The sequence below is a fragment of the Bacteroidota bacterium genome (assembly GCA_016715945.1).
Lineage (GTDB): Bacteria > Bacteroidota > Bacteroidia > Bacteroidales > F082 > JALNZU01.
The window spans coordinates 1-23,857 of the sequence record JADJXJ010000002.1 but is presented as its reverse complement, the minus strand read 5'-3'; the positions used below and the strand labels follow the sequence as shown (position 1 = coordinate 23,857).

The following is a 23,857-nucleotide window of genomic DNA, read 5'->3' as shown; positions in this document are numbered from 1 at the left end:
TCAGTGGCACCGGCGATATTTAGGCAGTTCTCAGACAGTCCTTGCCCGCAGGTGTTTCCAGCAACTGGTGATGGATTACCACAATTTTGCTGGCTCCTATGTGTCGGTCACTGTGACGCGGGCGGACAAACCGCTACTCGCCGGAGTTTTCGTGGACGGGTATGTTTTCAAGCCCCCTTGTCATCATCGATGGCACGTTTTCCATTGGCCCTGAAGGCGAGATTGTCTGGTGCCCTGGCGATAGCCTGACCTGAGCTGGGAATGCCCTACAACACCAATATCACCTGGTATCGCAACGGGCAGCCCATTCCCGGAGCAGTTTCGAATGTGCTCAAAGTGACTCTAGGACGGTTCGTACAGCGTCAGCGCAGCCTCTGAGGTCTGTCCGGATTATATCCAAATGGCTTGGGGTGCCACTTCGAGGCGATTTACTGTACAACAGGGGATCGGCGGAAAGCTTGTTTCAGGTATACGGCTTGTAGACAAGGGTGATGCGGTGTATCTCATGCAAGATGGCGATGAGACTATGTGATCAGAGGCTCCAACGCACTTACCTGGCATGGGCAGGTTGCTTTGGCGCAGGGGCTTGTGGATGCCGGCCGGATTCTGGCTGCCGGTTTGCCCCGGGTTTGTTGATTATTCACACTGATGGTTTTCCGGCGTTTCTGATTCATAAAAACAGGTGAGTTATGGCGAATGGCGCAGGTCAAACGGCTTACGATATAAAATGCGGCTGCAAAGGGGCGAAAGGCAGGGCCGAGCCGGGGTGAAACACGGGAAATACCCCTTAACATCCTCAAGCGCAAATGGTTGCAGGTCCTGCATGTGAATCTCCCTGCTGAAAAGCAAAGGAGCCGCTTTCTGTGAAAGAGGTGGTTGCCCAGTGGCTTATCGCCGTAAACCAGCACCGGCTGAGCGCTTTGTTCCGCAATGCCCGCATCGGTCACCAGGTTGTGCTTCAATCCGAGCAGCCTGCCAAGCACAAGATCGAAGGCGTAGATCAGCCTTTGGGTGATGCGCGGCACATGGACAATCAGCTCTGGTCAGGAGCCCAAAGGTAAGCAAATTGGTTGTGAGGAAGTCAGCTGTGTGGCATCAGTTTGCAAGCTGTTGAATTGCAGCCCGAAATAGGTATTTTGTTGCTGCGACGGCCGCAACCAAGGGGCATTTTACTACTTTTACCGTCCGCTTTAAGCTTAGCCTGATGGATCAATACATTGTTTCTGCGCGAAAATACCGGCCTGCCACTTTCGACATGGTTGCGGGGCAGGCTTCGATCACCTCTACCCTGAAAATGCCATTCGTAACAATACCTTAGCCCAGGCATTTTTGTTCACGGGGCCAAGGGTGTGGGCAAGACAACCTGCGCCCGCATCCTGGCTAAAACCATCAACTGTCTCAACCCCACGCCCAACCAGGAGCCTGCGACCAGTGCGAATCGTGCATCCGTTCCGCCAGTCGGCTTCGTTCAATATCCATGAGCTCGATGCTGCATCGAACAATTTGGTGGACGACATTCGCACCCTTGTGGAGCAGGTGCGCATTCCCCCGCAGGTGGGCAAATACAAGATTTACATCATCGACGAGGTGCACATGCTCACCCAGGCCGCCTTCAATGCGTTTCTTAAAACCCTGGAAGAACCGCCCTCATATGCCAAATTCATCCTGGCCACCACCGAAAACACAAGATTATTCCCACCATCCTCTCGCGCTGTCAGATCTACGACTTCAAGCGCATCACCGTGGACGACATCTCTCGGCATCTGGCATAGGTGGCTGAAAAAGAGGGTGTAAACATCGACGAGGATGCGCGAACATCATTGCCCTCAAAGCCGATGGCGCCCTGCGTGATGCCCTCTCCATTTTCGACCAGATGGTGAGCTTCTCTGGTCGCAACATCACCTACCACGATGTGATCAGCAACCTGAACGTGCTCGACTTTGAGTACTATTTCCGTATGGTGGATTACCTGCTTCGGGCAGAGGTAAGCGGCATTCTGCTGATGCTCAACGAGGTCATTTTCAATGGCTTCGATCCCCAGCACTTTATGAACGGACTGGCATCGCATATGCGCAACCTGCTGGTGGCCTCGTGGCCCGAAACGGCTGCCTTGCTCGAGGTGTCGGAAACCTTGCGCGAACGTTACCGGCAGCAAGCCGCAGGATGTGATCCGGTTTCTGCTCAATGCCCTGGAAATCAGCAACGAGTGCGATGTAAACTATAGCAAGAGTTCCAACAAACGCCTGCTGGTCGAGCTCCGCTGCTCAGAATGGCCTCAGCGGCAGGCAGAGAAAACGTTGTACCACCGCAAAAGATAAGTATTCCCGCACAACAGACTCCGCCCAGCCCGCGACCTGCGCCCTCGCCCCAGACTGCAACAACAAAAAAACCGGAGACCGCTGCACAATCAGGTCCGGCCCTCCGCTCAGGCCGCCACCCCGGTGATTCCTCCCGCTGCTTCGGCCGCATCGCCTGCCGCTCCGTCCGTAGCTCCGCCCAAACCTGAATCAGGTTCCACCAGCGGCTACCAGTCGGCCACTGCCACACGCACAGTCAACGAACCTAGCCATCCATCCCCTCGGGCATTCGTACCATGTCCATTTCCAGGCCTGCCAGCCAGTCGGTGAACCAAAAAGCAGAGCAACCCATTCGCAATGCCCCTTTCACCCAGGACGACCTGACAAATGCCTGGAAAAGCTTTTTGATTATTATTCCTCTGTTTCGCAGGCTTTTACGAATGCCGTCAGCGGACTCAAGCCCGAACTTGGTGAGGATTGGACAGTAAGGGTGAAAGTAAACAGCAAATACACCATTTCGGACAAACTCAACTGGAACGCTTTGCAGGAATACCTCTTCGATCGCCCTCAACAACAACCAGTTTAAGCTGGTGCCCGAAGTTACCGATACGCCTGTAAGCCCGCCACAGCCCTTTACCGACAGGGAAAAATTTGAAAATGAAAGAAGACTATCCCTTCCTCACACAGCTGAGCTTCGACCTCGAGCTGGAGCCGGAGGCTTAGTTTCTCATCAAAAATATTCCGACACCAATGAAGATTCCTGAGGAAGTTCTCGATTACATCGCGCAGGCCCCTGAGCAGCAACAGCAAATCATGAAACAACTGATTGATTTGATTGACCGGGAAATACCGGAGGCCAGCGTGAGTTTCAAATGGAGCCAGCCTGTTTTTGCCTGCGGAAAAGACTTTGCTTATTTCAAAACAGGAAAAAGGAATTCACCCTGGGCTTTTCCGACAGATCGAAGCTCACCGATACCCGGCAACAGCTCCAGGGCACCGGCAAAGCTTTATGCCATGTGAAAATAAAAAGCCCGGATGAGCTGGCGGATTTTCCCCTCAGCTTGTGGCTCCGGCAGGCTGCCGGAATTGATCGCTGACCGAAACCTGAAAGATTTTGAACCTCAACTTGATTTCAGGTGTTTTTACTGCTTAGTTATTGCACTTTCAACCAATGAATATTCAATCCTGCACCATGAAAAAAATCCTCCTTTCGCTTTTCAGTTTGTTGCTGATTGCAACGGCTGTGTCGCAGCCTTTGTTGCAAAAGCCCGTTCAGCTCGACCCGAACGTGAAAACAGGTCAGCTCAAAAACGGACTCACCTATTACATACAGCGCAATACCACACCTCCCGGTAGGGTGGAGCTCCGGCTGGCTGTGAATGCCGGCTCGATTCCTGGAAGACGATGACCAGCAGGGACTGGCGCATTTTGTGGAGCACATGGCGTTCAATGGCACCAGGCGTTTCAGTAAGAATGCGTTGGTCAACTTCCTGGAGCGTTCGGGTGTACGTTTCGGCCCCGACCTGAATGCCTATACCAGTTTCGACGAAACGGTTTACATGCTTCAGATGCCTACCGACCGGCCAGGGCTGGTTGATTCGGCCTTTATGGTGCTCGAAGAATGGGCAGCCTGGAGCCATGGAAGGGGAGGAGATCGACAAAGAGCGTGGTGTGATTCGCGAAGAGTGGCGCCTGGGCCTGGGTGCCGAAGACCGCATGCGGAAAAAATACTTCCCGGTCATCTTCAACTGCTCACGATATGCCGACCGCCTTCCGATCGGTACACTGGGAGGATCGACACAGCCAGCCACGAAACCCTGAGGCGTTTCTACCGCGACTGGTACCGTCCGAACCTTCAGGCCGTGGTCGTGGTGGGCGATATTGATCCGGCCTACGCAGAAGCCAAAATCAAAAAAACACTTTGGCCACCTCAAAACCCCAAAAGGCAACGCGAACGCACGGTGTTCGGGGTGCCCGACAACATCGAACCCCTGGTAGCGATGGCCACCGATCCCGAGGCTACCAGCAGCGTTTTCAGGCTGATGTACAAGCATCCCGCAAAACTGTGCACACCTGGGCCGATTACCGCGAAGTGCTGATGCAGCGCCTCTACAGCAGCATGATGGCTGCCCGCTTTGCTGAACTCAACCAGAAACCCGAATCTCCCTTTATCACCGCTTCATCGTTTTACGGGGGCTTTATGGGGCGGGCCATCAACGCACCTACCTCGTTTGCAGCCATCAAGGAAAACCGCATCGAAGATGCCATCACGCGCCTGGTGATGGAAAACGAGCGGGTGCGTCGCCATGGATTTACCCTCGGCGAACTCGAACGTCAGAAAACCGAACTCCCTTGCCTCGGCCGAACGCCGCTTCCGGCGAGCGCGACAAAACCAACTCGGCATCGCTGGTCATGGCCTACACCGCACACTTCCTCCAGCGGTCGCCGGTGCCTGGACCTGAGCTCGAACTCCAGATGATCCGCGAATTGCCGCCTACAATCACCCTGCAGGATATGAACGCCCTTGCCCCGGCATGGATTACCGAACATAACATGGTGGCCGTGCTCACCGCACCCCAGCGCGACGATCTCCCGGTGCCCGACGAAACACGCGTATTGGAACTCATCCAGGAGGCCAGGAAGCTCGGGGTGGAACCTTATGAAGATACATTTACCGATGCGCCTCTGATGAGTAACAAGCCTGAGCCTCTGGCGGTTATGCCGCAGGCTGAAGACAAAGGCCAGGGGGTGCGCGAATATGTGCTGAACAACAACATCAGGCTTGTTGTAAAGCCCACCGACTTTAAAAACGACGAAATCCTGATCAATGCCTTTCTGCCCGGCGGCATCTCGCTGGCTCCGGATGAGGCTGTGTTTGCGGCAAGCGTGATGCCCCGCATGATCCAGGGCAGCGGCATAGGCGAATTCAGCGCCGTTGACCTACAGAAGAAGCTGGCCGGACAACAGCTTAACCTGCAGCCTTTTGCCGAAGAGTTCCGCCATGGATTCCGTGGCAACGCCAGTCCGAAAGACTTCGAAACCCTGCTCCAGCTGCTGTATCTGCATATGCAGGGTGCCCGCCGCGATGCTGATGCATTTGAAGCCCTGCGCTCGCAGCTGATGAGTCAGATGCGGTTTGTGCGCGCCAACCCCCGAGTGGTGTTCAGCGACACCCTCACCAGACTGCTCGCCAACAACCACCCCCGCGCATTTGCCGTGCCCGATGCCAGCCAGATGGAAAACCTCAGGCCGGAAGTGGTTTATTCCTTGTACGACAAAATGTTCACCGATGCCAATGGCCTCACCGTGATTGTGGTGGGCAACATCAGCGAGGCGCAGTTGCCCATGCTGGCCGCCTACCTCAATGCTTTGCCGGCCGGCCGCCTGCAATTGCAATGGAAAGACCATGGCATGCGTTTTCCGCCGCAAACTATTGATGCCAAAGTGTTTGCAGGCACTGAGAACCAAAGCCAGGTGGCTGTCAACTTCAACAGTCCGTTCGACTGGAACGACCGCAACCGCCTGCTGGATGAACCTGGCAACCAGGGCCTACAACATCAAGCTGCGCGAAAACATGCGCGAAGAACTGGGTGGGGTGTATGGCGTCAGCGCCCGCGGCAACGCAAACAGGCTGCCAGCTCCCACCCTGACCATCAGCGTAGGCTGGGGTACCAATCCATCACTGGTGGATACACTCTCCTCCGTGGTGTTCGAACAGATGCGCCAGATCATGCAGCATGGCCCCACGCCCGAAGACCTTGCCAAGGTGAAAGAAACCGCAATCCGCGAACGCGAAACCAACGAAAAACAAAACAACTTCTGGAGCAGCTACCTCGATTTCAGCTACTTCAACAACACCCCCCTGGCAGACTTCGACGAATTCAGGGCTGCAGTGGAATCGGTGAGCATAGCCGAAATCCGCGAATTTGCATCCAGATATTTCAAACCTGAGCACTACCTGCGCGTTACCCTTTATCCGGAGAACATGCGGGAATAAAACATTAAGTTTCTTCTCGATAGCCACACGGAAAATCCCTGGCCGATTGATGTTGACCTGTCGTCCGGCAATCCTGCAAGGGGTTTTCCGTATTTTTATGTGAATTTTGGTGCGTTGCTGTAACTTTCAACAGGCACAGGCGTCTATAATTGCATCGAACAACATCGGATGACCCGGAAGGAATACAATCAGGCGGTGCAGCTTTATGCCGACAACATCTATAGATTTGTCCTGAAAAATCTTCGGGATGCCGAACAAGCCCGCGATGTGGTGCAGGATACCTATGCCAAGGTGTGGCTCAAAGTGGACGATATCGAGTTCAGCAAAGCCAAGTCTTATCTTTTACCACAGCCTACAACACCATGATCGACCTGATCAGGCGCGAAGAACGTCGCAGGGCCAATATGCCGCTGCAACAGGCCGGAGTTGCCTACAACCAGTTCAGCGACCTGCAGGAGGTGCTCAGCCAGGCCCTGGCCACCCTGCCCCAGCAGCAGCAATCGCTTGTGCTGCTGCGCGATTACGAAGGCTACAGCTACGAAGAGATAGGTCAGATCACAGGCCTGAGCGAGTCGCAGGTGAAAGTCTATATCTTTCGCGCCCGCCAGGCCATGCGCAATTATATCAGAAGTCTGGATTACGTTTTGGAGGAAAACCATGAGCATCAAGCTGGAAAATTACGAGGTTTTGCTGCTCGACTACATTGAGGGCAGGCTCGACGCGCAAACCGCCCTTGCATTGCAGCGGTTCATCCAACAGCATTTTGAGTTTGGTAGTTGGGAAGAGCTCATCGGGGAGTTTCCAGAACTTGAAGCCGAACGTGTACTATTTGACCAAAAAGAGACACTGAAAAAACCTGAGATCATCGCTTGCGAAGGTATCGACGAGTCGAATTTCGGAGAAATGTTTTCCGCCTGGCACGAAGGCGAGCTGACAGAATCCCAACGGCAGGCAGTTGCCAAATTCCTGTCGCTCAATCCTCTCTCGAGGATGATTTTCGTCTGGCCGGTATGGTGTACCTCAGGCCGGATGAGAAGATTGTCTTTGCCGGCAAAAGCGAGCTGATGCGCAAAGCTGTTGTTGTTAAGCTACTCACCGCCAGATATATAAGCGCAGCAGCAAGTATTGTCTTAATGTTCACCCTCGGGTGGTGGTGGATGGGCCGGACGCCTACGGACAAGCAATCCCTGCAGGCTGTGGCGGCTGTTGAATTACCCACGGAAAACGACAGCCCTGCGACGCCAGCCTATGTTCAGGCCGGAGAAACTTTTGGCAACCCATTGCAATCACAAGTTGAGAAAACTAATGTGATCCGGTATGCAGAAGCCGGATCCCTGCCGGAATGAGGAACGGCAATTCAGGGAGTATCTTCCTGAATTGCCTAAAAAACAGGCGGTTAACATTGAGTTTGCCCGTGGAGTACAGCCGTTGCGCATTACCGACGACCTCGAAACACGCCTGATGATCGCCATGTTGTTCGAAAGTGAGCCTCAGATGGGAAGTGTTTCCACCGGGTCAAGGTTCAGTAATCTTATCTCTGGACTCGGTCGTGCAATCAACAGGTAGCTGCCCGAGCAAATCCGGCCGGACAACCTGCTTGCAATCGGGATAGGTGTGTACAATACGCTCACTGACAATAATGTAGCTCTTGTGAAGGAATACGAGTCAGGGCAGTTGCAGGCCTTGATGATCGAATCCGACAGGATGGCAATTCGCAGAACAGTCCCATAAAGGACGCCTCTCAGGTAATTTTTTGGTCAAATAAGTGTTGAAAACGGATTAACTTTCCGGAAAATTTCTTTTACTTTTGCCCGTAGCTAATTTGAAACCCGAATTATTAACCCAAAATCCGTTGTATGATGAAAAAATCTACTCCTTTCAGCCTTTGTGCTTTTGACAGGTGGAGCCTTGCTTGCCCAGAAAGCCTACACCTTTAAACAGCCCTTTCCGGAGCACAAGGCAGTGCAGAAAATGATGGTCGGCATTGAGCCTGTGAAAGAAGGCAATATGGCGCAGCCAAGGCCTGTTGACCTCACACCTTTTATGCCCCAGTAGAAAACACCAATGTGGTTACCGTGATCGACCTTGGTACTTCGGCAAATGCGCAAACGCTCAATCCCACAGTGACCGGCGAAAATATGCTGTGTCCTGAGGGCACGGGTGTGGTAAGTACACAGGTTTTCGACACGTATCAGTGGCACCGGCGATATTTAGGCAGTTCTCAGACACAGTCCTTGCCCGGGCAGGTGTTTCAGCAACTGGTGATGGATTACCACAATTTTGCTGCCTCCTATGTGTCGGTCACTGTGACGCAGGGCGGACAAACCGCTACCTCGCCGGAGTTTTTTGTGGACGGGTATGTTTTTTTGCCCCCTTTTGTCATCATCGATGGCACGTTTTCCATTGGCCCCGAAGGCGAGATTGTCTGGTGCCCTGGCGATAGCCTGAGCTTCGAGCTGGGAATGCCCTACAACACCAATATCACCTGGTATCGCAACGGGCAGCCCATTCCCGGAGCAGTTTCGAATGTGCTCAAAGTGACTCAGGACGGTTCGTACAGCGTCAGCGCAGCCCCTGAGGTCTGTCCGGATTATATCCAATGGCTTGGGGTGCCACTTGAGGTGATTTACTGTACAACAGGGATCGGCGGAAAGCTTGTTTCAGGCATACGGCTTGTAGACAAGGGTGATGCGGTGTATCTCATGCAAGATGGCGATGCACTATGTGATCAGAGGCCTTATCGCATTTTCGATGGCATGGGCAGGTTGCTTGGCGCAGGGCTTGTGGATGCCGGCCGGATTCCGGTTGCCGGTTTGCCCCCGGGTTTGTTGATTATTCACACTGATGGTTTTCCGGCGTTTCGATTCATAAAAAACAGGTGAGTTATGGCGGTCAAGGGCAGGTATTCTTCAAAACGGCTTACGATATAAAATGCGGCTGCAAAGGGGTCGAAAGGCAGGGCCGAGCCGGGGTGAAACACGGGAAATACCCCCTTAACATCCTCAAGCGCAAATGGTTGCAGGTCCTGCATGTGAATCTCCCTGCTGAAAAGCAAAGGAGCCGCTTTCTGAAAGAGGTGGTTGCCCAGTGGCTTATCGCCGTAAACCAGCACCGGCTGAGCGCTTTGTTCCGCAATGCCCGCATCGGTCACCAGGTTGTGCTTCAATCCGAGCAGCCTGCCAAGCACAAGATCGAAGGCGTAGATCAGCCTTTGGGTGATGCGCGGCACATGGACAATCAGCTCTGTCATGGAGCCCAAAGGTAAGCAAATTGGTTGTGAGGAAGTCAGCTGTGTGGCATCAGTTTGCAAGCTGTTGAATTGCAGCCCGAAATAGGTATTTTGTTGCTGCGACGGCCGCAACCAAGGGGGCATTTTACTACTTTTACCGTCCGCTTTAAGCTTAGCCTGATGGATCAATACATTGTTTCTGCGCGAAAATACCGGCCTGCCACTTTCGACATGGTTGTGGGGCAGGCTTCGATCACCTCTACCCTGAAAATGCCATTCGTAACAATACCTTAGCCCAGGCATTTTTGTTCACGGGGCCAAGGGGTGTGGGCAAGACAACCTGCGCCCGCATCCTGGCTAAAACCATCAACTGTCTCAACCCCACGCCCAACCAGGAGCCCTGCGACCAGTGCGAATCGTGCATCTCGTTCCGCCAGTCGGCTTCGTTCAATATCCATGAGCTCGATGCTGCATCGAACAATTTGGTGGACGACATTCGCACCCTTGTGGAGCAGGTGCGCATTCCCCCGCAGGTGGGCAAATACAAGATTTACATCATCGACGAGGTGCACATGCTCACCCAGGCCGCCTTCAATGCGTTTCTTAAAACCCTGGAAGAACCGCCCTCATATGCCAAATTCATCCTGGCCACCACCGAAAAACACAAGATTATTCCCACCATCCTCTCGCGCTGTCAGATCTACGACTTCAAGCGCATCACCGTGGACGACATCTCTCGGCATCTGGCATATGTGGCTGAAAAAGAGGGTGTAAACATCGACGAGGATGCGCGCAACATCATTGCCCTCAAAGCCGATGGCGCCCTGCGTGATGCCCTCTCCATTTTCGACCAGATGGTGAGCTTCTCTGGTCGCAACATCACCTACCACGATGTGATCAGCAACCTGAACGTGCTCGACTTTGAGTACTATTTCCGTATGGTGGATTACCTGCTTCGGGCAGAGGTAAGCGGCATTCTGCTGATGCTCAACGAGGTCATTTTCAATGGCTTCGATCCCCAGCACTTTATGAACGGACTGGCATCGCATATGCGCAACCTGCTGGTGGCCTCGCGGCCCGAAACGGCTGCCTTGCTCGAGGTGTCGGAAACCTTGCGCGAACGTTACCGGCAGCAAGCCGCAGGATGTGATCCGAAGTTTCTGCTCAATGCCCTGGAAATCAGCAACGAGTGCGATGTAAACTATAGCAAGAGTTCCAACAAACGCCTGCTGGTCGAGCTCTCGCTGCTCAGAATGGCCTCAGCGGCAGGCAGAGAAAACGTTGTACCACCGCAAAAGATAAGTATTCCCGTACAACAGACTCCGCCCAGCCCGCGACCTGCGCCCTCGCCCCAGACTGCAACAACAAAAAAACCGGAGACCGCTGCACAATCAGGTCCGGCCTCCGCTCAGGCCGCCACCCCGGTGATTCCTCCCGCTGCTTCGGCCGCATCGCCTGCCGCTCCGTCCGTAGCTCCGCCCAAACCTGAATCAGGTTCCACCAGCGGCTACCAGTCGGCCACTGCCACACGCACAGTCAACGAACCCAAGCCATCCATCCCCTCGGGCATTCGTACCATGTCCATTTCCAGGCCTGCCAGCCAGTCGGTGAACCAAAAAGCAGAGCAACCCATTCGCAATGCCCCTTTCACCCAGGACGACCTGACAAATGCCTGGAAAAGCTTTTGCGATTATTATTCCTCTGTTTCGCAGGCTTTTACGAATGCCGTCAGCGGACTCAAGCCCGAACTTGGTGAGGATTGGACAGTAAGGGTGAAAGTAAACAGCAAATACACCATTTCGGACAAACTCAACTGGAACGCTTTGCAGGAATACCTCTTCGATCGCCTCAACAACAACCAGTTTAAGCTGGTGCCCGAAGTTACCGATACGCCTGTAAGCCCGCCACAGCCCTTTACCGACAGGGAAAAATTTGAAAAATGAAAGAAGACTATCCCTTCCTCACACAGCTGAGCTTCGACCTCGAGCTGGAGCCGGAGGCTTAGTTTCTCATCAAAAATATTCCGACACCAATGAAGATTCCTGAGGAAGTTCTCGATTACATCGCGCAGGCCCCTGAGCAGCAACAGCAAATCATGAAACAACTGATTGATTTGATTGACCGGGAAATACCGGAGGCCAGCGTGAGTTTCAAATGGAGCCAGCCTGTTTTTGCCTGCGGAAAAGACTTTGCTTATTTCAAAACAGGAAAAAAGGAATTCACCCTGGGCTTTTCCGACAGATCGAAGCTCACCGATACCCGGCAACAGCTCCAGGGCACCGGCAAAGCTTTATGCCATGTGAAAATAAAAAGCCCGGATGAGCTGGCGGATTTTCCCCTCAGCCTGTGGCTCCGGCAGGCTGCCGGAATTGATCGCTGACCGAAACCTGAAAGATTTTGAACCTCAACTTGATTTCAGGTGTTTTTACTGCTTAGTTATTGCACTTTCAACCAATGAATATTCAATCCTGCACCATGAAAAAAATCCTCCTTTCGCTTTTCAGTTTGTTGCTGATTGCAACGGCTGTGTCGCAGCCTTTGTTGCAAAAGCCCGTTCAGCTCGACCCGAACGTGAAAACAGGTCAGCTCAAAAACGGACTCACCTATTACATACAGCGCAATACCACACCTCCCGGTAGGGTGGAGCTCCGGCTGGCTGTGAATGCCGGCTCGATTCTGGAAGACGATGACCAGCAGGGACTGGCGCATTTTGTGGAGCACATGGCGTTCAATGGCACCAGGCGTTTCAGTAAGAATGCGTTGGTCAACTTCCTGGAGCGTTCGGGTGTACGTTTCGGCCCCGACCTGAATGCCTATACCAGTTTCGACGAAACGGTTTACATGCTTCAGATGCCTACCGACCGGCCAGGGCTGGTTGATTCGGCCTTTATGGTGCTCGAAGAATGGGCAGCCTGGGTAGCCATGGAAGGGGAGGAGATCGACAAAGAGCGTGGTGTGATTCGCGAAGAGTGGCGCCTGGGCCTGGGTGCCGAAGACCGCATGCGGAAAAAATACTTCCCGGTCATCTTCAACGGCTCACGATATGCCGACCGCCTTCCGATCGGTACACTGGGGAGTGATCGACACAGCCAGCCACGAAACCCTGAGGCGTTTCTACCGCGACTGGTACCGTCCGAACCTTCAGGCCGTGGTCGTGGTGGGCGACATTGATCCGGCCTACGCAGAAGCCAAAATCAAAAAACACTTTGGCCACCTCAAAAACCCCAAAAGGCAACGCGAACGCACGGTGTTCGGGGGTGCCCGACAACATCGAACCCCTGGTAGCGATGGCCACCGATCCCGAGGCTACCAGCAGCGTTTTCAGGCTGATGTACAAGCATCCCCGCAAAACTGTGCACACCTGGGCCGATTACCGCGAAGTGCTGATGCAGCGCCTCTACAGCAGCATGATGGCTGCCCGCTTTGCCGAACTCAACCAGAAACCCGAATCTCCCTTTATCACCGCTTCATCGTTTTACGGGGGCTTTATGGGGCGGGCCATCAACGCACTTACCTCGTTTGCAGCCATCAAGGAAAACCGCATCGAAGATGCCATCACGCGCCTGGTGATGGAAAACGAGCGGGTGCGTCGCCATGGATTTACCCCCGGCGAACTCGAACGTCAGAAAACCGAACTCCTTGCCTCGGCCGAACGCCGCTTCCGCGAGCGCGACAAAACCAACTCGGCATCGCTGGTCATGGCCTACACCGCACACTTCCTCCAGCGGTCGCCGGTGCCTGGACCTGAGCTCGAACTCCAGATGATCCGCGAATTGCTGCCTACAATCACCCTGCAGGATATGAACGCCCTTGCCCCGGCATGGATTACCGAACATAACATGGTGGCCGTGCTCACCGCACCCCAGCGCGACGATCTCCCGGTGCCCGACGAAACACGCGTATTGGAACTCATCCAGGAGGCCAGGAAGCTCGGGGTGGAACCTTATGAAGATACATTTACCGATGCGCCTCTGATGAGTAACAAGCCTGAGCCTCTGGCGGTTATGCCGCAGGCTGAAGACAAAGGCCAGGGGTGCGCGAATATGTGCTGAACAACAACATCAGGCTTGTTGTAAAGCCCACCGACTTTAAAAACGACGAAATCCTGATCAATGCCTTTCTGCCCGGCGGCATCTCGCTGGCTCCGGATGAGGCTGTGTTTGCGGCAAGCGTGATGCCCCGCATGATCCAGGGCAGCGGCATAGGCGAATTCAGCGCCGTTGACCTACAGAAGAAGCTGGCCGGACAACAGCTTAACCTGCAGCCTTTTGCCGAAGAGTTCCGCCATGGATTCCGTGGCAACGCCAGTCCGAAAGACTTCGAAACCCTGCTCCAGCTGCTGTATCTGCATATGCAGGGTGCCCGCCGCGATGCTGATGCATTTGAAGCCCTGCGCTCGCAGCTGATGAGTCAGATGCGGTTTGTGCGCGCCAACCCCCCGAGTGGTGTTCAGCGACACCCTCACCAGACTGCTCGCCAACAACCACCCCCGCGCATTTGCCGTGCCCGATGCCAGCCAGATGGAAAACCTCAGGCCGGAAGTGGTTTATTCCTTGTACGACAAAATGTTCACCGATGCCAATGGCCTCACCGTGATTGTGGTGGGCAACATCAGCGAGGCGCAGTTGCCCATGCTGGCCGCCTACCTCAATGCTTTGCCGGCCGGCCGCCTGCAATTGCAATGGAAAGACCATGGCATGCGTTTTCCGCCGCAAACTATTGATGCCAAAGTGTTTGCAGGCACTGAGAACCAAAGCCAGGTGGCTGTCAACTTCAACAGTCCGTTCGACTGGAACGACCGCAACCGCCTGCTGATGAACCTGGCAACCAGGGCCTACAACATCAAGCTGCGCGAAAACATGCGCGAAGAACTGGGTGGGGTGTATGGCGTCAGCGCCCGCGGCAACGCAAACAGGCTGCCAGCTCCCACCCTGACCATCAGCGTAGGCTGGGGTACCAATCCATCACTGGTGGATACACTCTCCTCCGTGGTGTTCGAACAGATGCGCCAGATCATGCAGCATGGCCCCACGCCCGAAGACCTTGCCAAGGTGAAAGAAACCGCAATCCGCGAACGCGAAACCAACGAAAAACAAAACAACTTCTGGAGCAGCTACCTCGATTTCAGCTACTTCAACAACACCCCCCTGGCAGACTTCGACGAATTCAGGGCTGCAGTGGAATCGGTGAGCATAGCCGAAATCCGCGAATTTGCATCCAGATATTTCAAACCTGAGCACTACCTGCGCGTTACCCTTTATCCGGAGAACATGCGGGAATAAAACATTAAGTTTCTTCTCATAGCCACACGGAAAATCCCTGGCCGATTGATGTTGACCTGTCGTCCGGCAATCCTGCAAGGGGTTTTCCGTATTTTTATGTGAATTTTGGTGCGTTGCTGTAACTTTCAACAGGCACAGGCGTCTATAATTGCATCGAACAACATCGGATGACCCGGAAGGAATACAATCAGGCGGTGCAGCTTTATGCCGACAACATCTATAGATTTGTCCTGAAAAATCTTCGGGATGCCGAACAAGCCCGCGATGTGGTGCAGGATACCTATGCCAAGGTGTGGCTCAAAGTGGACGATATCGAGTTCAGCAAAGCCAAGTCTTATCTTTTTACCACAGCCTACAACACCATGATCGACCTGATCAGGCGCGAAGAACGTCGCAGGGCCAATATGCCGCTGCAACAGGCCGGAGTTGCCTACAACCAGTTCAGCGACCTGCAGGAGGTGCTCAGCCAGGCCCTGGCCACCCTGCCCCAGCAGCAGCAATCGCTTGTGCTGCTGCGCGATTACGAAGGCTACAGCTACGAAGAGATAGGTCAGATCACAGGCCTGAGCGAGTCGCAGGTGAAAGTCTATATCTTTCGCGCCCGCCAGGCCATGCGCAATTATATCAGAAGTCTGGATTACGTTTTGGAGGAAAACCATGAGCATCAAGCTGGAAAATTACGAGGCCTTGCTGCTCGACTACATTGAGGGCAGGCTCGACGCGCAAACCGCCCTTGCATTGCAGCGGTTCATCCAACAGCATCCCGAGCTCGGCAGCTGGGAAGAGCTCACCGGGGAGCTTCCGGAACTTGAAGCCGAACGTGTACTATTTGACCAAAAAGAGGCGCTGAAAAAACCTGAGATCATCGCTTGCGAAGGTATCGACGAGTCGAATTTCGGAGAAATGTTTTCCGCCTGGCACGAAGGCGAGCTGACAGAATCCCAACGGCAGGCAGTTGCCAAATTCCTGTCGCTCAATCCCTCTCTCGAGGATGATTTTCGTCTGGCCGGTATGGTGTACCTCAGGCCGGATGAGAAGATTGTCTTTGCCGGCAAAAAGCGAGCTGATGCGCAAAGCTGTTGTTGTTAAGCTACTCACTGCCAGATATATAAGCGCAGCAGCAAGTATTGTCTTAATGTTCACCCTCGGGTGGTGGTGGATGGGCCGGACGCCTACGGACAAGCAATCCCTGCAGGCTGTGGCGGCTGTTGAATTACCCACGGAAAACGACAGCCCTGCGACGCCAGCCTATGTTCAGGCCGGAGAAACTTTTGGCAACCCATTGCAATCACAAGTTGAGAAAACTAATGTGATCCGGTATGCAGAAGCCGGATTCCTGCCGGGAATGAGGAACGGCAATTCAGGGAGTATCTTCCTGAATTGCCTAAAAAACAGGCGGTTAACATTGAGTTTGCCCGTGGAGTACAGCCGTTGCGCATTACCGACGACCTCGAAACACGCCTGATGATCGCCATGTTGTTCGAAAGTGAGCCTCAGATGGGAAGTGTTTCCACCGGTCAAGGTTCAGTAATCTTATCTCTGGACTCGGTCGTGCAATCAACAAGGTGCAGCTGCCTGAGCAAATCCGGCCGGACAACCTGCTTGCAATCGGGATAGGTGTGTACAATACGCTCACTGACAATAATGTAGCTCTTGTGAAGGAATACGAGTCAGGGCAGTTGCAGGCCTTGATGATCGAATCCGACAGGATGGCAATTCGCAGAACAGTCCCATAAAGGACGCCTCTCAGGTAATTTTTTTGGTCAAATAAGTGTTGAAAACGGATTAACTTTCCGGAAAATTTCTTTTACTTTTTGCCCGTAGCTAATTTGAAACCCGAATTATTAACCCAAAATCCGTTGTATGATGAAAAATCTCTACTCCTTTCAGCCTTTGTGCTTTTGACAGGTGGAGCCTTGCTTGCCCAGAAAGCCTACACCTTTAAACAGCCCTTTCCGGAGCACAAGGCAGTGCAGAAAATGATGGTCGGCATTGAGCCTGTGAAAGAAGGCAATATGGCGCAGCCAAGGCCTGTTGACCTCACACCTTTTATGCCCCAGTACAAAAAAACACCAATGTGGTTACCGTGATCGACCTTGGTACTTCGGCAAATGCGCAAACGCTCAATCCCACAGTGACCGGCGAAAATATGCTGTGTCCTGAGGGCACGGGTGTGGTAAGTACACAGGTTTTCGACACGTATCAGTGGCACCGGCGATATTTAGGCAGTTCTCAGACACAGTCCTTGCCCGGGCAGGTGTTTCAGCAACTGGTGATGGATTACCACAATTTTGCTGCCTCCTATGTGTCGGTCACTGTGACGCAGGGCGGACAAACCGCTACCTCGCCGGAGTTTTTTGTGGACGGGTATGTTTTTTGCCCCCTTTGTCATCATCGATGGCACGTTTTCCATTGGCCCCGAAGGCGAGATTGTCTGGTGCCCTGGCGATAGCCTGAGCTTCGAGCTGGGAATGCCCTACAACACCAATATCACCTGGTATCGCAACGGGCAGCCCATTCCCGGAGCAGTTTCGAATGTGCTCAAAGTGACTCAGGACGGTTCGTACAGCGTCAGCGCAGCCCCTGAGGTCTGTCCGGATTATATCCAATGGCTTGGGGTGCCACTTGAGGTGATTTACTGTACAACAGGGATCGGCGGAAAGCTTGTTTCAGGCATACGGCTTGTAGACAAGGGTGATGCGGTGTATCTCATGCAAGATGGCGATGCACTATGTGATCAGAGGCCTTATCGCATTTTCGATGGCATGGGCAGGTTGCTTGGCGCAGGGCTTGTGGATGCCGGCCGGATTCCGGTTGCCGGTTTGCCCCCGGTTTGTTGATTATTCACACTGATGGTTTTCCGGCGTTTCGATTCATAAAAAACAGGTGAGTTATGGCGGTCAGGGGCAGGTATTCTTCAAAACGGCTTACGATATAAAAATGCGGCTGCAAAGGGGTCGAAAGGGCAGGGGCCGAGCCGGGGTGAAACACGGAAATACCCCTTAACATCCTCAAGCGCAAATGGTTGCAGGTCCTGCATGTGAATCTCCCTGCTGAAAAGCAAAGGAGCCGCTTTCTGAAAGAGGTGGTTGCCCAGTGGCTTATCGCCGTAAACCAGCACCGGCTGAGCGCTTTGTTCCGCAATGCCCGCATCGGTCACCAGGTTGTGCTTCAATCCGAGCAGCCTGCCAAGCACAAGATCGAAGGCGTAGATCAGCCTTTGGGTGATGCGCGGCACATGGACAATCAGCTCTGTCATGGAGCCCAAAGGTAAGCAAATTGGTTGTGAGGAAGTCAGCTGTGTGGCATCAGTTTGCAAGCTGTTGAATTGCAGCCCGAAATAGGTATTTTGTTGCTGCGACGGCCGCAACCAAGGGGCATTTTACTACTTTTACCGTCCGCTTTAAGCTTAGCCTGATGGATCAATACATTGTTTCTGCGCGAAAATACCGGCCTGCCACTTTCGACATGGTTGTGGGGCAGGCTTCGATCACCCTCTACCCTGAAAAATGCCATTCGTAACAATACCTTAGCCCAGGCATTTTGTTCACGGGGCCAAGGGGTGTGGGCAAGACAACCTGCGCCCGCATCCTGGCTAAAACCATCAACTGTCTCAACCCCACGCCCAACCAGGAGCCCTGCGACCAGTGCGAATCGTGCATCTCGTTCCGCCAGTCGGCTTCGTTCAATATCCATGAGCTCGATGCTGCATCGAACAATTTGGTGGACGACATTCGCACCCCTTGTGGAGCAGGTGCGCATTCCCCCGCAGGTGGGCAAATACAAGATTTACATCATCGACGAGGTGCACATGCTCACCCAGGCCGCCTTCAATGCGTTTCTTAAAACCCTGGAAGAACCGCCCTCATATGCCAAATTCATCCTGGCCACCACCGAAAAACACAAGATTATTCCACCATCCTCTCGCGCTGTCAGATCTACGACTTCAAGCGCATCACCGTGGACGACATCTCTCGGCATCTGGCATATGTGGCTGAAAAAGAGGGTGTAAACATCGACGAGGATGCGCGCAACATCATTACCCTCAAAGCCGATGGCGCCCTGCGTGATGCCCTCCATTTTCGACCAGATGGTGAGCTTCTCTGGTCGCAACATCACCTACCACGATGTGATCAGCAACCTGAACGTGCTCGACTTTGAGTACTATTTCCGTATGGTGGATTACCTGCTTCGGGCAGAGGTAAGCGGCATTCTGCTGATGCTCAACGAGGTCATTTTCAATGGCTTCGATCCCCAGCACTTTATGAACGGACTGGCATCGCATATGCGCAACCTGCTGGTGGCCTCGCGGGCCCGAAACGGCTGCCTTGCTCGAGGTGTCGGAAACCTTGCGCGAACGTTACCGGCAGCAAGCCGCAGGATGTGATCCGAAGTTTCTGCTCAATGCCCTGGAAATCAGCAACGAGTGCGATGTAAACTATAGCAAGAGTTCCAACAAACGCCTGCTGGTCGAGCTCTCGCTGCTCAGAATGGCCTCAGCGGCAGGCAGAGAAAACGTTGTACCACCGCAAACATAAGTATTCCCGTACAACAGACTCCGCCCAGCCCGCGACCTGCGCCCTCGCCCCAGACTGCAACAACAAAAAAACCGGAGACCGCTGCACAATCAGGTCCGGCCTCCGCTCAGGCCGCCACCCCGGTGATTCCTCCCGCTGCTTCGGCCCCATCGCCTGCCGCTCCGTCCGTAGCTCCGCCCAAACCTGAATCAGGTTCCACCAGCGGCTACCAGTCGGCCACTGCCACACGCACAGTCAACGAACCCAAGCCATCCATCCCCTCGGGCATTCGTACCATGTCCATTTCCAGGCCTGCCAGCCAGTCGGTGAACCAAAAGCAGAGCAACCCATTCGCAATGCCCCTTTCACCCAGGACGACCTGACAAATGCCTGGAAAAGCTTTTTGCGATTATTATTCCTCTGTTTCGCAGGCTTTTACGAATGCCGTCAGCGGACTCCAAGCCCGAACTTGGTGAGGATTGGACAGTAAGGGTGAAAGTAAACAGCAAATACACCATTTCGGACAAACTCAACTGGAACGCTTTGCAGGAATACCTTCTTCGATCGCCTCAACAACAACCAGTTTAGCTGGTGCCCGAAGTTACCGATACGCCTGTAAGCCCGCCACAGCCCTTTACCGACAGGGAAAAATTTGAAAAATGAAAGAAGACTATCCCTTCCTCACACAGCTGAGCTTCGACCTCGAGCTGGAGCCGGAGGCTTAGTTTCTCATCAAAAATATTCCGACACCAATGAAGATTCTGAGGAAGTTCTCGATTACATCGCGCAGGCCCCTGAGCAGCAACAGCAAATCATGAAACAACTGATTGATTTGATTGACCGGAAATACCGAGGCCAGCGTGAGTTTCAAATGGAGCCAGCCTGTTTTTGCCTGCGGAAAAGACTTTGCTTATTTCAAAACAGGAAAAAGGAATCACCCTGGGCTTTTCTCGACAGATCGAAGCTCACCGATGCCCGGCAACAGCTCCAGGGCACCGGCAAAGCTTTTATGCCATGTGAAAATAAAAGCCCGGATGAGCTGGCGGATTTCCCTCAGCCTGTGGCTCCGGCGGGCTGCCGGAATTGATCGCTGACTGAAACCTGAAAGATTTTGAACCTCAACTTGATTTCAGGTGTTTTTACTGCTTAGTTATTGCACTTTCAACCAATGAATATTCAATCCTGCACCATGAAAAAATCCTCCTTTCGCTTTTCAGTTTGTTGCTGATTGCAACGGCTGTGTCGCAGCCTTTGTTGCAAAAGCCCGTTCAGCTCGACCCGAACGTGAAAACAGGTCAGCTCAAAACGGACTCACCTATTACATACAGCGCAATACCACACCTCCCGGTAGGTGGAGCTCCGGCTGGCTGTGAATGCCGGCTCGATTCTGGAAGACGATGACCAGCAGGGACTGGCGCATTTTGTGGAGCACATGGCGTTCAATGGCACCAGGCGTTTCAGTAAGAATGCGTTGGTCAACTTCCTGGAGCGTTCGGGTGTACGTTTCGGCCCCGACCTGAATGCCTATACCAGTTTCGACGAAACGGTTTACATGCTTCAGATGCCTACCGACCGGCCAGGGCTGGTTGATTCGGCCTTTATGGTGCTCGAAGAATGGGCAGCCTGGGTAGCCATGGAAGGGGAGGAGATCGACAAAGAGCGTGGTGTGATTCGCGAAGAGTGGCGCCTGGGCCTGGGTGCCGAAGACCGCATGCGGAAAAAATACTTCCCGGTCATCTTCAACGGCTCACGATATGCCGACCGCCTTCCGATCGGTACACTGGGAGTGATCGACACAGCCAGCCACGAAACCCTGAGGCGTTTCTACCGCGACTGGTACCGTCCGAACCTTCAGGCCGTGGTCGTGGTGGGCGACATTGATCCGGCCTACGCAGAAGCCAAAATCAAAAAACACTTTGGCCACCTCAAAAACCCCAAAAGGCAACGCGAACGCACGGTGTTCGGGGTGCCGGACAACATCGAACCCCTGGTAGCGATGGCCACCCGATCCCGAGGCTACCAGCAGCGTTTTCAGGCTGATGTACAAGCATCCCCGCAAAACTGTGCACACCTGGGCCGATTACCGCGAAGTGCTGATGCAGCGCCTCTACAGCAGCATGATGGCTGCCCGCTTTGCCGAACTCAACCAGAAACCCGAATCTCCTTTATCACCGCTTCATCGTTTTACGGGGGCTTTCTGGGCGGGCCATCAACGCACCCCACCTCGTTTGCGGCCATCAAGGAAAACCGCATCGAAGATGCCATCACGCGCCTGGTGATGGAAAACGAGCGGGTGCGTCGCCATGGATTTACCCCGGCGAACTCGAAACGTCAGAAAACCGAACTCCGCCTCGGCCGAACGCCGCTTCCGCGAGCGCGACAAAACCAACTCGGCATCGCTGGTCTGGCCTAGCCACCGCACACTTCCTCCAGCGGTCGCCGGTGCCTGGACCTGAGCTCGAACTCCAGATGATCCGCGAATTGCCGCCTACAATCACCCTGCAGGATATGAACGCCCTTGCCCCGGCATGGATTACCGAACATAACATGGTGGCCGTGCTCACCGCACCCCAGCGACGATCTCCCGGTGCCCGACGAAACACGCGTATTGGAACTCATCCAGGAGGCCAGGAAGCTCGGGGTGGAACCTTATGAAGATACATTTACCGATGCGCCTCTGATGAGTAACAAGCCTGAGCCTCTGGCGGTTATGCCGCAGGCTGAAGACAAAGGCCAGGTGCGCGAATATGTGCTGAACAACAACATCAGGCTTGTTGTAAAAGCCCACCGACTTTAAAAACGACGAAATCCTGATCAATGCCTTTCTGCCCGGCGGCATCTCGCTGGCTCGGATGAGGCTGTGTTTGCGGCATGCGTGATGCCCCGCATGATCCAGGGCAGCGGCATAGGCGAATTCAGCGCCGTTGACCTGCAGAAGAAGCTGGCCGGACAACAGCTTAACCTGCAGCCTTTGCCGAAGAGTTCCGCCATGGATTCCGTGGCAACGCCAGTCCGAAAGACTTCGAAACCCTGCTCCAGCTGCTGTATCTGCATACGCAGGGTGCCCGCCGCGATGCTGATGCATTTGAAGCCCTGCGCTCGCAGCTGATGAGTCAGATGCGGTTTGTGCGCGCCAACCCCGAGTGGTGTTCCAGCGACACCCTCACCAGACTGCTCGCCAACAACCACCCCGCGCATTTGCTGTGCCCGATGCCAGCCAGATGGAAAACCTCAGGCCGGAAGTGGTTTATTCCTTGGTACGACAAAATGTTCACCGATGCCAATGGCCTCACCGTGATTGTGGTGGGCAACATCAGCGAGGCGCAGTTGCCCATGCTGGCCGCCTACCTCAATGCTTTGCCGGCCGGCCGCCTGCAATTGCAATGGAAAGACCATGGCATGCGTTTCCGCCGCAAACTATTGATGCCAAAGTGTTTGCAGGCACTGAGAACCAAAGCCAGGTGGCTGTCAACTTCAACAGTCCGTTCGACTGGAACGACCGCAACCGCCTGGCTGATGAACCTGGCAACAGCAGGGCCTACAACATCAAGCTGCGCGAAAACATGCGCGAAGAACTGGGTGGGGTGTATGGCGTCAGCGCCCGCGGCAACGCAAACAGGCCGCCAGCTCCACCTGACCATCAGCGTAGGCTGGGGTAACAATCCATCACTGGTGGATACCTCTCCTCCGTGGTGTCCGGACAGATGCGCCAGATCATGAGCATGGCCCCACGCCCGAAGACCTTGCCAAGGCGTGAAAGAAACCGCAATCCGCGAACGCGGAAACCAACGAAAAAACAAAACAACCACCAGCAGCTACCTCGATTTCCTTCTTCAACAACACCCCCCGACAGACTTCCGACGAATTCAGGTTTGCAGAATCGGTGAGCATAGCCGAAATCCGCGAATTTCAATCAGATATTTTTTCCAAACCTGACACTACCTGCGCGTTACCCTTTATCCGGAGAACATGCGGGGAATAAAACATTAAGTTTCTTCTCGTAACACACCGAAAATCCGAAGGCGGTCGATGTTTATCTGTCGTCCGGCAATCCTGCAAGGGGTTTTCCTATTTATGTGAATTTTGGTGCCGTTGCTGTAACTTTAACAGGCACAGGCGTCTAGGTAATTGCATCGAAACATTATCGGATGACCGGAAGGAAATACAATCTGAGCGGTGCAGCTATGCCGACAACATCTATGATTTGTCCTGGAAAATCTCGGGATGCCGAACAAGCCCGCGATGTGGTGCAGGATACCTAAGCCAGGTGTGGCTCAAAGTGGACGATATCGAGTTCAGCAAAGCCAAGTCTTATCTTTTACCACAGCCTACAACACCATGATCGACCTGATCAGGCGCGAAGAACGTCGCAGGGCCAATATGCCGCTGCAACAGGCCGGAGTTGCTTGCGAACGTCGTAAGGACCTGGCAGGAGGTGCCTCAGCCAGGCCCTGGCCACCTGCCCTCCAGCAGCAGCAATCGCTTGTGCTGCTGCGCGATTACGAAGGCTACAGCTACGAAGAGATAGGTCGATC

General features: G+C 53.9%; 34 protein-coding genes and 3 pseudogenes. 32 read left to right on the top strand and 5 right to left on the bottom strand.

Annotated features, from left to right (window positions below):
* Nucleotides 1-863: 863 nt before the first annotated feature.
* From IPM52_10415 to IPM52_10405, 3 genes are all read left to right on the top strand, one after another.
* Complete coding sequence (locus IPM52_10415) at nt 864-1,061, top strand: hypothetical protein (GenBank protein ID MBK9292023.1); 198 nt, start codon at nt 864-866, stop codon at nt 1,059-1,061.
* A gap of 268 nt (nt 1,062-1,329) precedes the next feature.
* Entirely contained in the window at nt 1,330-1,794 is a 465-nt protein-coding gene (locus IPM52_10410) for a hypothetical protein (protein ID MBK9292022.1), read from the top strand.
* 79 nt (nt 1,795-1,873) lie between these two features.
* The gene (locus IPM52_10405) at nt 1,874-2,224 is read left to right on the top strand and encodes a hypothetical protein (protein MBK9292021.1); all 351 of its coding nucleotides are present in this window, start codon (nt 1,874-1,876) and stop codon (nt 2,222-2,224) included.
* A gap of 338 nt (nt 2,225-2,562) precedes the next feature.
* Here IPM52_10405 and IPM52_10400 read toward each other — a convergent pair whose 3' ends face one another.
* On the bottom strand, nt 2,563-2,868 hold the full coding sequence (locus IPM52_10400; GenBank protein ID MBK9292020.1) for a hypothetical protein: 306 nt from the start codon (nt 2,866-2,868) through the stop codon (nt 2,563-2,565).
* 179 nt (nt 2,869-3,047) lie between these two features.
* On the opposite strand from IPM52_10400, the gene IPM52_10395 reads away from it, so the two are divergent.
* The 4 genes from IPM52_10395 to IPM52_10380 all read left to right on the top strand — a co-directional run bounded on the left by IPM52_10395 (nt 3,048) and on the right by IPM52_10380 (nt 4,776).
* A complete protein-coding gene (locus tag IPM52_10395) occupies nt 3,048-3,317 on the top strand; it encodes a hypothetical protein (GenBank protein ID MBK9292019.1) in 270 nt (89 codons plus the stop codon).
* Between the two features lie 172 nt (nt 3,318-3,489).
* Entirely contained in the window at nt 3,490-3,705 is a 216-nt protein-coding gene (locus IPM52_10390; protein ID MBK9292018.1) for a hypothetical protein, read from the top strand.
* Nucleotides 3,677-4,396: an insulinase family protein gene (locus IPM52_10385; protein ID MBK9292017.1), complete on the top strand. Its 720-nt coding sequence runs from the start codon at nt 3,677-3,679 to the stop codon at nt 4,394-4,396. Before IPM52_10390 ends, IPM52_10385 begins: the two co-directional genes overlap by 29 nt.
* The gene (locus IPM52_10380; protein MBK9292016.1) at nt 4,363-4,776 is read left to right on the top strand and encodes a hypothetical protein; all 414 of its coding nucleotides are present in this window, start codon (nt 4,363-4,365) and stop codon (nt 4,774-4,776) included. Before IPM52_10385 ends, IPM52_10380 begins: the two co-directional genes overlap by 34 nt.
* Before the next feature lie 178 nt (nt 4,777-4,954).
* Here IPM52_10380 and IPM52_10375 read toward each other — a convergent pair whose 3' ends face one another.
* The gene (locus IPM52_10375) at nt 4,955-5,215 is read right to left on the bottom strand and encodes a hypothetical protein (GenBank protein MBK9292015.1); all 261 of its coding nucleotides are present in this window, start codon (nt 5,213-5,215) and stop codon (nt 4,955-4,957) included.
* Between the two features lie 22 nt (nt 5,216-5,237).
* The gene (locus IPM52_10370; GenBank protein MBK9292014.1) at nt 5,238-5,705 is read right to left on the bottom strand and encodes a hypothetical protein; all 468 of its coding nucleotides are present in this window, start codon (nt 5,703-5,705) and stop codon (nt 5,238-5,240) included.
* 121 nt (nt 5,706-5,826) lie between these two features.
* Between IPM52_10370 and IPM52_10365 the strand changes: the two genes are divergently transcribed.
* The 7 genes and pseudogenes from IPM52_10365 to IPM52_10335 all read left to right on the top strand — a co-directional run bounded on the left by IPM52_10365 (nt 5,827) and on the right by IPM52_10335 (nt 9,176).
* A complete protein-coding gene (locus IPM52_10365) occupies nt 5,827-6,294 on the top strand; it encodes an insulinase family protein (protein ID MBK9292013.1) in 468 nt (155 codons plus the stop codon).
* 168 nt (nt 6,295-6,462) lie between these two features.
* A pseudogene (locus tag IPM52_10360) lies at nt 6,463-7,001 on the top strand (RNA polymerase sigma factor).
* A complete protein-coding gene (locus IPM52_10355) occupies nt 6,952-7,359 on the top strand; it encodes a hypothetical protein (protein ID MBK9292012.1) in 408 nt (135 codons plus the stop codon). Before IPM52_10360 ends, IPM52_10355 begins: the two are co-directional and overlap by 50 nt.
* Complete coding sequence (locus IPM52_10350; GenBank protein ID MBK9292011.1) at nt 7,359-7,640, top strand: hypothetical protein; 282 nt, start codon at nt 7,359-7,361, stop codon at nt 7,638-7,640. Before IPM52_10355 ends, IPM52_10350 begins: the two co-directional genes overlap by 1 nt.
* Nucleotides 7,612-7,860 (top strand): hypothetical protein, encoded by a 249-nt coding sequence (locus tag IPM52_10345; protein MBK9292010.1) that lies wholly within the window; start codon nt 7,612-7,614, stop codon nt 7,858-7,860. Before IPM52_10350 ends, IPM52_10345 begins: the two co-directional genes overlap by 29 nt.
* Before the next feature lie 327 nt (nt 7,861-8,187).
* Nucleotides 8,188-8,349, top strand: a complete 162-nt coding sequence (locus IPM52_10340; protein ID MBK9292009.1) for a hypothetical protein — start codon at nt 8,188-8,190, stop codon at nt 8,347-8,349.
* A 20-nt stretch (nt 8,350-8,369) separates the two neighbouring features.
* On the top strand, nt 8,370-9,176 hold the full coding sequence (locus tag IPM52_10335; protein ID MBK9292008.1) for a hypothetical protein: 807 nt from the start codon (nt 8,370-8,372) through the stop codon (nt 9,174-9,176).
* Here IPM52_10335 and IPM52_10330 read toward each other — a convergent pair.
* Entirely contained in the window at nt 9,131-9,667 is a 537-nt protein-coding gene (locus IPM52_10330) for a hypothetical protein (GenBank protein MBK9292007.1), read from the bottom strand. The genes IPM52_10335 and IPM52_10330 overlap by 46 nt on opposite strands.
* 36 nt (nt 9,668-9,703) lie before the next feature.
* Here IPM52_10330 and IPM52_10325 point away from each other — a divergent pair.
* From IPM52_10325 to IPM52_10275, 11 genes and pseudogenes are all read left to right on the top strand, one after another.
* Nucleotides 9,704-11,466: pseudogene (locus IPM52_10325) on the top strand (DNA polymerase III subunit gamma/tau).
* 89 nt (nt 11,467-11,555) lie between these two features.
* The gene (locus IPM52_10320) at nt 11,556-11,903 is read left to right on the top strand and encodes a DUF1801 domain-containing protein (GenBank protein ID MBK9292006.1); all 348 of its coding nucleotides are present in this window, start codon (nt 11,556-11,558) and stop codon (nt 11,901-11,903) included.
* A gap of 95 nt (nt 11,904-11,998) precedes the next feature.
* Nucleotides 11,999-12,694, top strand: coding sequence for an insulinase family protein (locus tag IPM52_10315; GenBank protein ID MBK9292005.1), 696 nt, complete (start codon nt 11,999-12,001; stop codon nt 12,692-12,694).
* A gap of 35 nt (nt 12,695-12,729) precedes the next feature.
* On the top strand, nt 12,730-13,575 hold the full coding sequence (locus tag IPM52_10310; GenBank protein MBK9292004.1) for a hypothetical protein: 846 nt from the start codon (nt 12,730-12,732) through the stop codon (nt 13,573-13,575).
* 393 nt (nt 13,576-13,968) lie between these two features.
* Nucleotides 13,969-14,805 carry an insulinase family protein gene (locus IPM52_10305; protein MBK9292003.1) on the top strand — a complete coding sequence of 279 codons (837 nt, stop codon included), beginning with the start codon at nt 13,969-13,971 and terminating at the stop codon, nt 14,803-14,805.
* Nucleotides 14,806-14,972: 167 nt separating this feature from the next.
* A complete protein-coding gene (locus tag IPM52_10300) occupies nt 14,973-15,512 on the top strand; it encodes an RNA polymerase sigma factor (GenBank protein ID MBK9292002.1) in 540 nt (179 codons plus the stop codon).
* Entirely contained in the window at nt 15,463-15,894 is a 432-nt protein-coding gene (locus IPM52_10295; protein ID MBK9292001.1) for a hypothetical protein, read from the top strand. The genes IPM52_10300 and IPM52_10295 overlap by 50 nt, the downstream gene beginning before the upstream one ends.
* On the top strand, nt 15,872-16,270 hold the full coding sequence (locus IPM52_10290; GenBank protein ID MBK9292000.1) for a hypothetical protein: 399 nt from the start codon (nt 15,872-15,874) through the stop codon (nt 16,268-16,270). The genes IPM52_10295 and IPM52_10290 overlap by 23 nt, the downstream gene beginning before the upstream one ends.
* A 394-nt stretch (nt 16,271-16,664) precedes the next feature.
* The gene (locus IPM52_10285) at nt 16,665-16,895 is read left to right on the top strand and encodes a hypothetical protein (protein MBK9291999.1); all 231 of its coding nucleotides are present in this window, start codon (nt 16,665-16,667) and stop codon (nt 16,893-16,895) included.
* Nucleotides 16,883-17,257, top strand: a complete 375-nt coding sequence (locus IPM52_10280) for a hypothetical protein (protein MBK9291998.1) — start codon at nt 16,883-16,885, stop codon at nt 17,255-17,257. The genes IPM52_10285 and IPM52_10280 overlap by 13 nt, the downstream gene beginning before the upstream one ends.
* The gene (locus IPM52_10275) at nt 17,175-17,645 is read left to right on the top strand and encodes a hypothetical protein (GenBank protein ID MBK9291997.1); all 471 of its coding nucleotides are present in this window, start codon (nt 17,175-17,177) and stop codon (nt 17,643-17,645) included. The genes IPM52_10280 and IPM52_10275 overlap by 83 nt, the downstream gene beginning before the upstream one ends.
* A gap of 77 nt (nt 17,646-17,722) precedes the next feature.
* Here the strand turns inward: IPM52_10275 and IPM52_10270 are convergent, their stop codons facing one another.
* Nucleotides 17,723-18,064 (bottom strand): hypothetical protein, encoded by a 342-nt coding sequence (locus IPM52_10270; protein MBK9291996.1) that lies wholly within the window; start codon nt 18,062-18,064, stop codon nt 17,723-17,725.
* 158 nt (nt 18,065-18,222) lie between these two features.
* Between IPM52_10270 and dnaX the strand changes: the two are divergent.
* The 7 genes and pseudogenes from dnaX to IPM52_10235 all read left to right on the top strand — a co-directional run.
* Nucleotides 18,223-19,343: pseudogene (gene dnaX, locus IPM52_10265) on the top strand (DNA polymerase III subunit gamma/tau).
* A gap of 122 nt (nt 19,344-19,465) precedes the next feature.
* Nucleotides 19,466-19,705: a hypothetical protein gene (locus IPM52_10260; protein ID MBK9291995.1), complete on the top strand. Its 240-nt coding sequence runs from the start codon at nt 19,466-19,468 to the stop codon at nt 19,703-19,705.
* Nucleotides 19,706-19,974: 269 nt separating this feature from the next.
* The gene (locus IPM52_10255; protein MBK9291994.1) at nt 19,975-20,409 is read left to right on the top strand and encodes a hypothetical protein; all 435 of its coding nucleotides are present in this window, start codon (nt 19,975-19,977) and stop codon (nt 20,407-20,409) included.
* 264 nt (nt 20,410-20,673) lie between these two features.
* Nucleotides 20,674-21,735, top strand: coding sequence for an insulinase family protein (locus IPM52_10250; protein ID MBK9291993.1), 1,062 nt, complete (start codon nt 20,674-20,676; stop codon nt 21,733-21,735).
* 195 nt (nt 21,736-21,930) lie between these two features.
* Complete coding sequence (locus IPM52_10245; protein MBK9291992.1) at nt 21,931-22,119, top strand: hypothetical protein; 189 nt, start codon at nt 21,931-21,933, stop codon at nt 22,117-22,119.
* 586 nt (nt 22,120-22,705) lie between these two features.
* On the top strand, nt 22,706-22,981 hold the full coding sequence (locus IPM52_10240; GenBank protein ID MBK9291991.1) for a hypothetical protein: 276 nt from the start codon (nt 22,706-22,708) through the stop codon (nt 22,979-22,981).
* Between the two features lie 679 nt (nt 22,982-23,660).
* On the top strand, nt 23,661-23,857 hold a 197-nt coding region (locus tag IPM52_10235), incomplete at its 3' end, for an RNA polymerase sigma factor (GenBank protein MBK9291990.1).

Bases quoted from the DNA above. Each gene is read 5' to 3' on its own strand.
- IPM52_10405 (MBK9292021.1), top strand. From the start codon at position 1,874: ATGGTGAGCTTCTCTGGTCGCAACATCACCTACCACGATGTGATCAGC.
- IPM52_10395 (MBK9292019.1), top strand. From the start codon at position 3,048: ATGAAGATTCCTGAGGAAGTTCTCGATTACATCGCGCAGGCCCCTGAG.
- IPM52_10390 (MBK9292018.1), top strand. From the start codon at position 3,490: ATGAAAAAAATCCTCCTTTCGCTTTTCAGTTTGTTGCTGATTGCAACG.
- IPM52_10385 (MBK9292017.1), top strand. From the start codon at position 3,677: ATGCCGGCTCGATTCCTGGAAGACGATGACCAGCAGGGACTGGCGCAT.
- IPM52_10375 (MBK9292015.1), bottom strand. From the start codon at position 5,215: ATGCCGCTGCCCTGGATCATGCGGGGCATCACGCTTGCCGCAAACACA.
- IPM52_10370 (MBK9292014.1), bottom strand. From the start codon at position 5,705: ATGGTCTTTCCATTGCAATTGCAGGCGGCCGGCCGGCAAAGCATTGAG.
- IPM52_10365 (MBK9292013.1), top strand. From the start codon at position 5,827: ATGAACCTGGCAACCAGGGCCTACAACATCAAGCTGCGCGAAAACATG.
- IPM52_10355 (MBK9292012.1), top strand. From the start codon at position 6,952: ATGAGCATCAAGCTGGAAAATTACGAGGTTTTGCTGCTCGACTACATT.
- IPM52_10350 (MBK9292011.1), top strand. From the start codon at position 7,359: ATGCGCAAAGCTGTTGTTGTTAAGCTACTCACCGCCAGATATATAAGC.
- IPM52_10345 (MBK9292010.1), top strand. From the start codon at position 7,612: ATGCAGAAGCCGGATCCCTGCCGGAATGAGGAACGGCAATTCAGGGAG.
- IPM52_10330 (MBK9292007.1), bottom strand. From the start codon at position 9,667: ATGCCCCCTTGGTTGCGGCCGTCGCAGCAACAAAATACCTATTTCGGG.
- IPM52_10320 (MBK9292006.1), top strand. From the start codon at position 11,556: ATGAAGATTCCTGAGGAAGTTCTCGATTACATCGCGCAGGCCCCTGAG.
- IPM52_10315 (MBK9292005.1), top strand. From the start codon at position 11,999: ATGAAAAAAATCCTCCTTTCGCTTTTCAGTTTGTTGCTGATTGCAACG.
- IPM52_10300 (MBK9292002.1), top strand. From the start codon at position 14,973: ATGACCCGGAAGGAATACAATCAGGCGGTGCAGCTTTATGCCGACAAC.
- IPM52_10295 (MBK9292001.1), top strand. From the start codon at position 15,463: ATGAGCATCAAGCTGGAAAATTACGAGGCCTTGCTGCTCGACTACATT.
- IPM52_10290 (MBK9292000.1), top strand. From the start codon at position 15,872: ATGCGCAAAGCTGTTGTTGTTAAGCTACTCACTGCCAGATATATAAGC.
- IPM52_10275 (MBK9291997.1), top strand. From the start codon at position 17,175: ATGTTTTTTGCCCCCTTTGTCATCATCGATGGCACGTTTTCCATTGGC.
- IPM52_10270 (MBK9291996.1), bottom strand. From the start codon at position 18,064: ATGACAGAGCTGATTGTCCATGTGCCGCGCATCACCCAAAGGCTGATC.
- IPM52_10240 (MBK9291991.1), top strand. From the start codon at position 22,706: ATGGAAAGACCATGGCATGCGTTTCCGCCGCAAACTATTGATGCCAAA.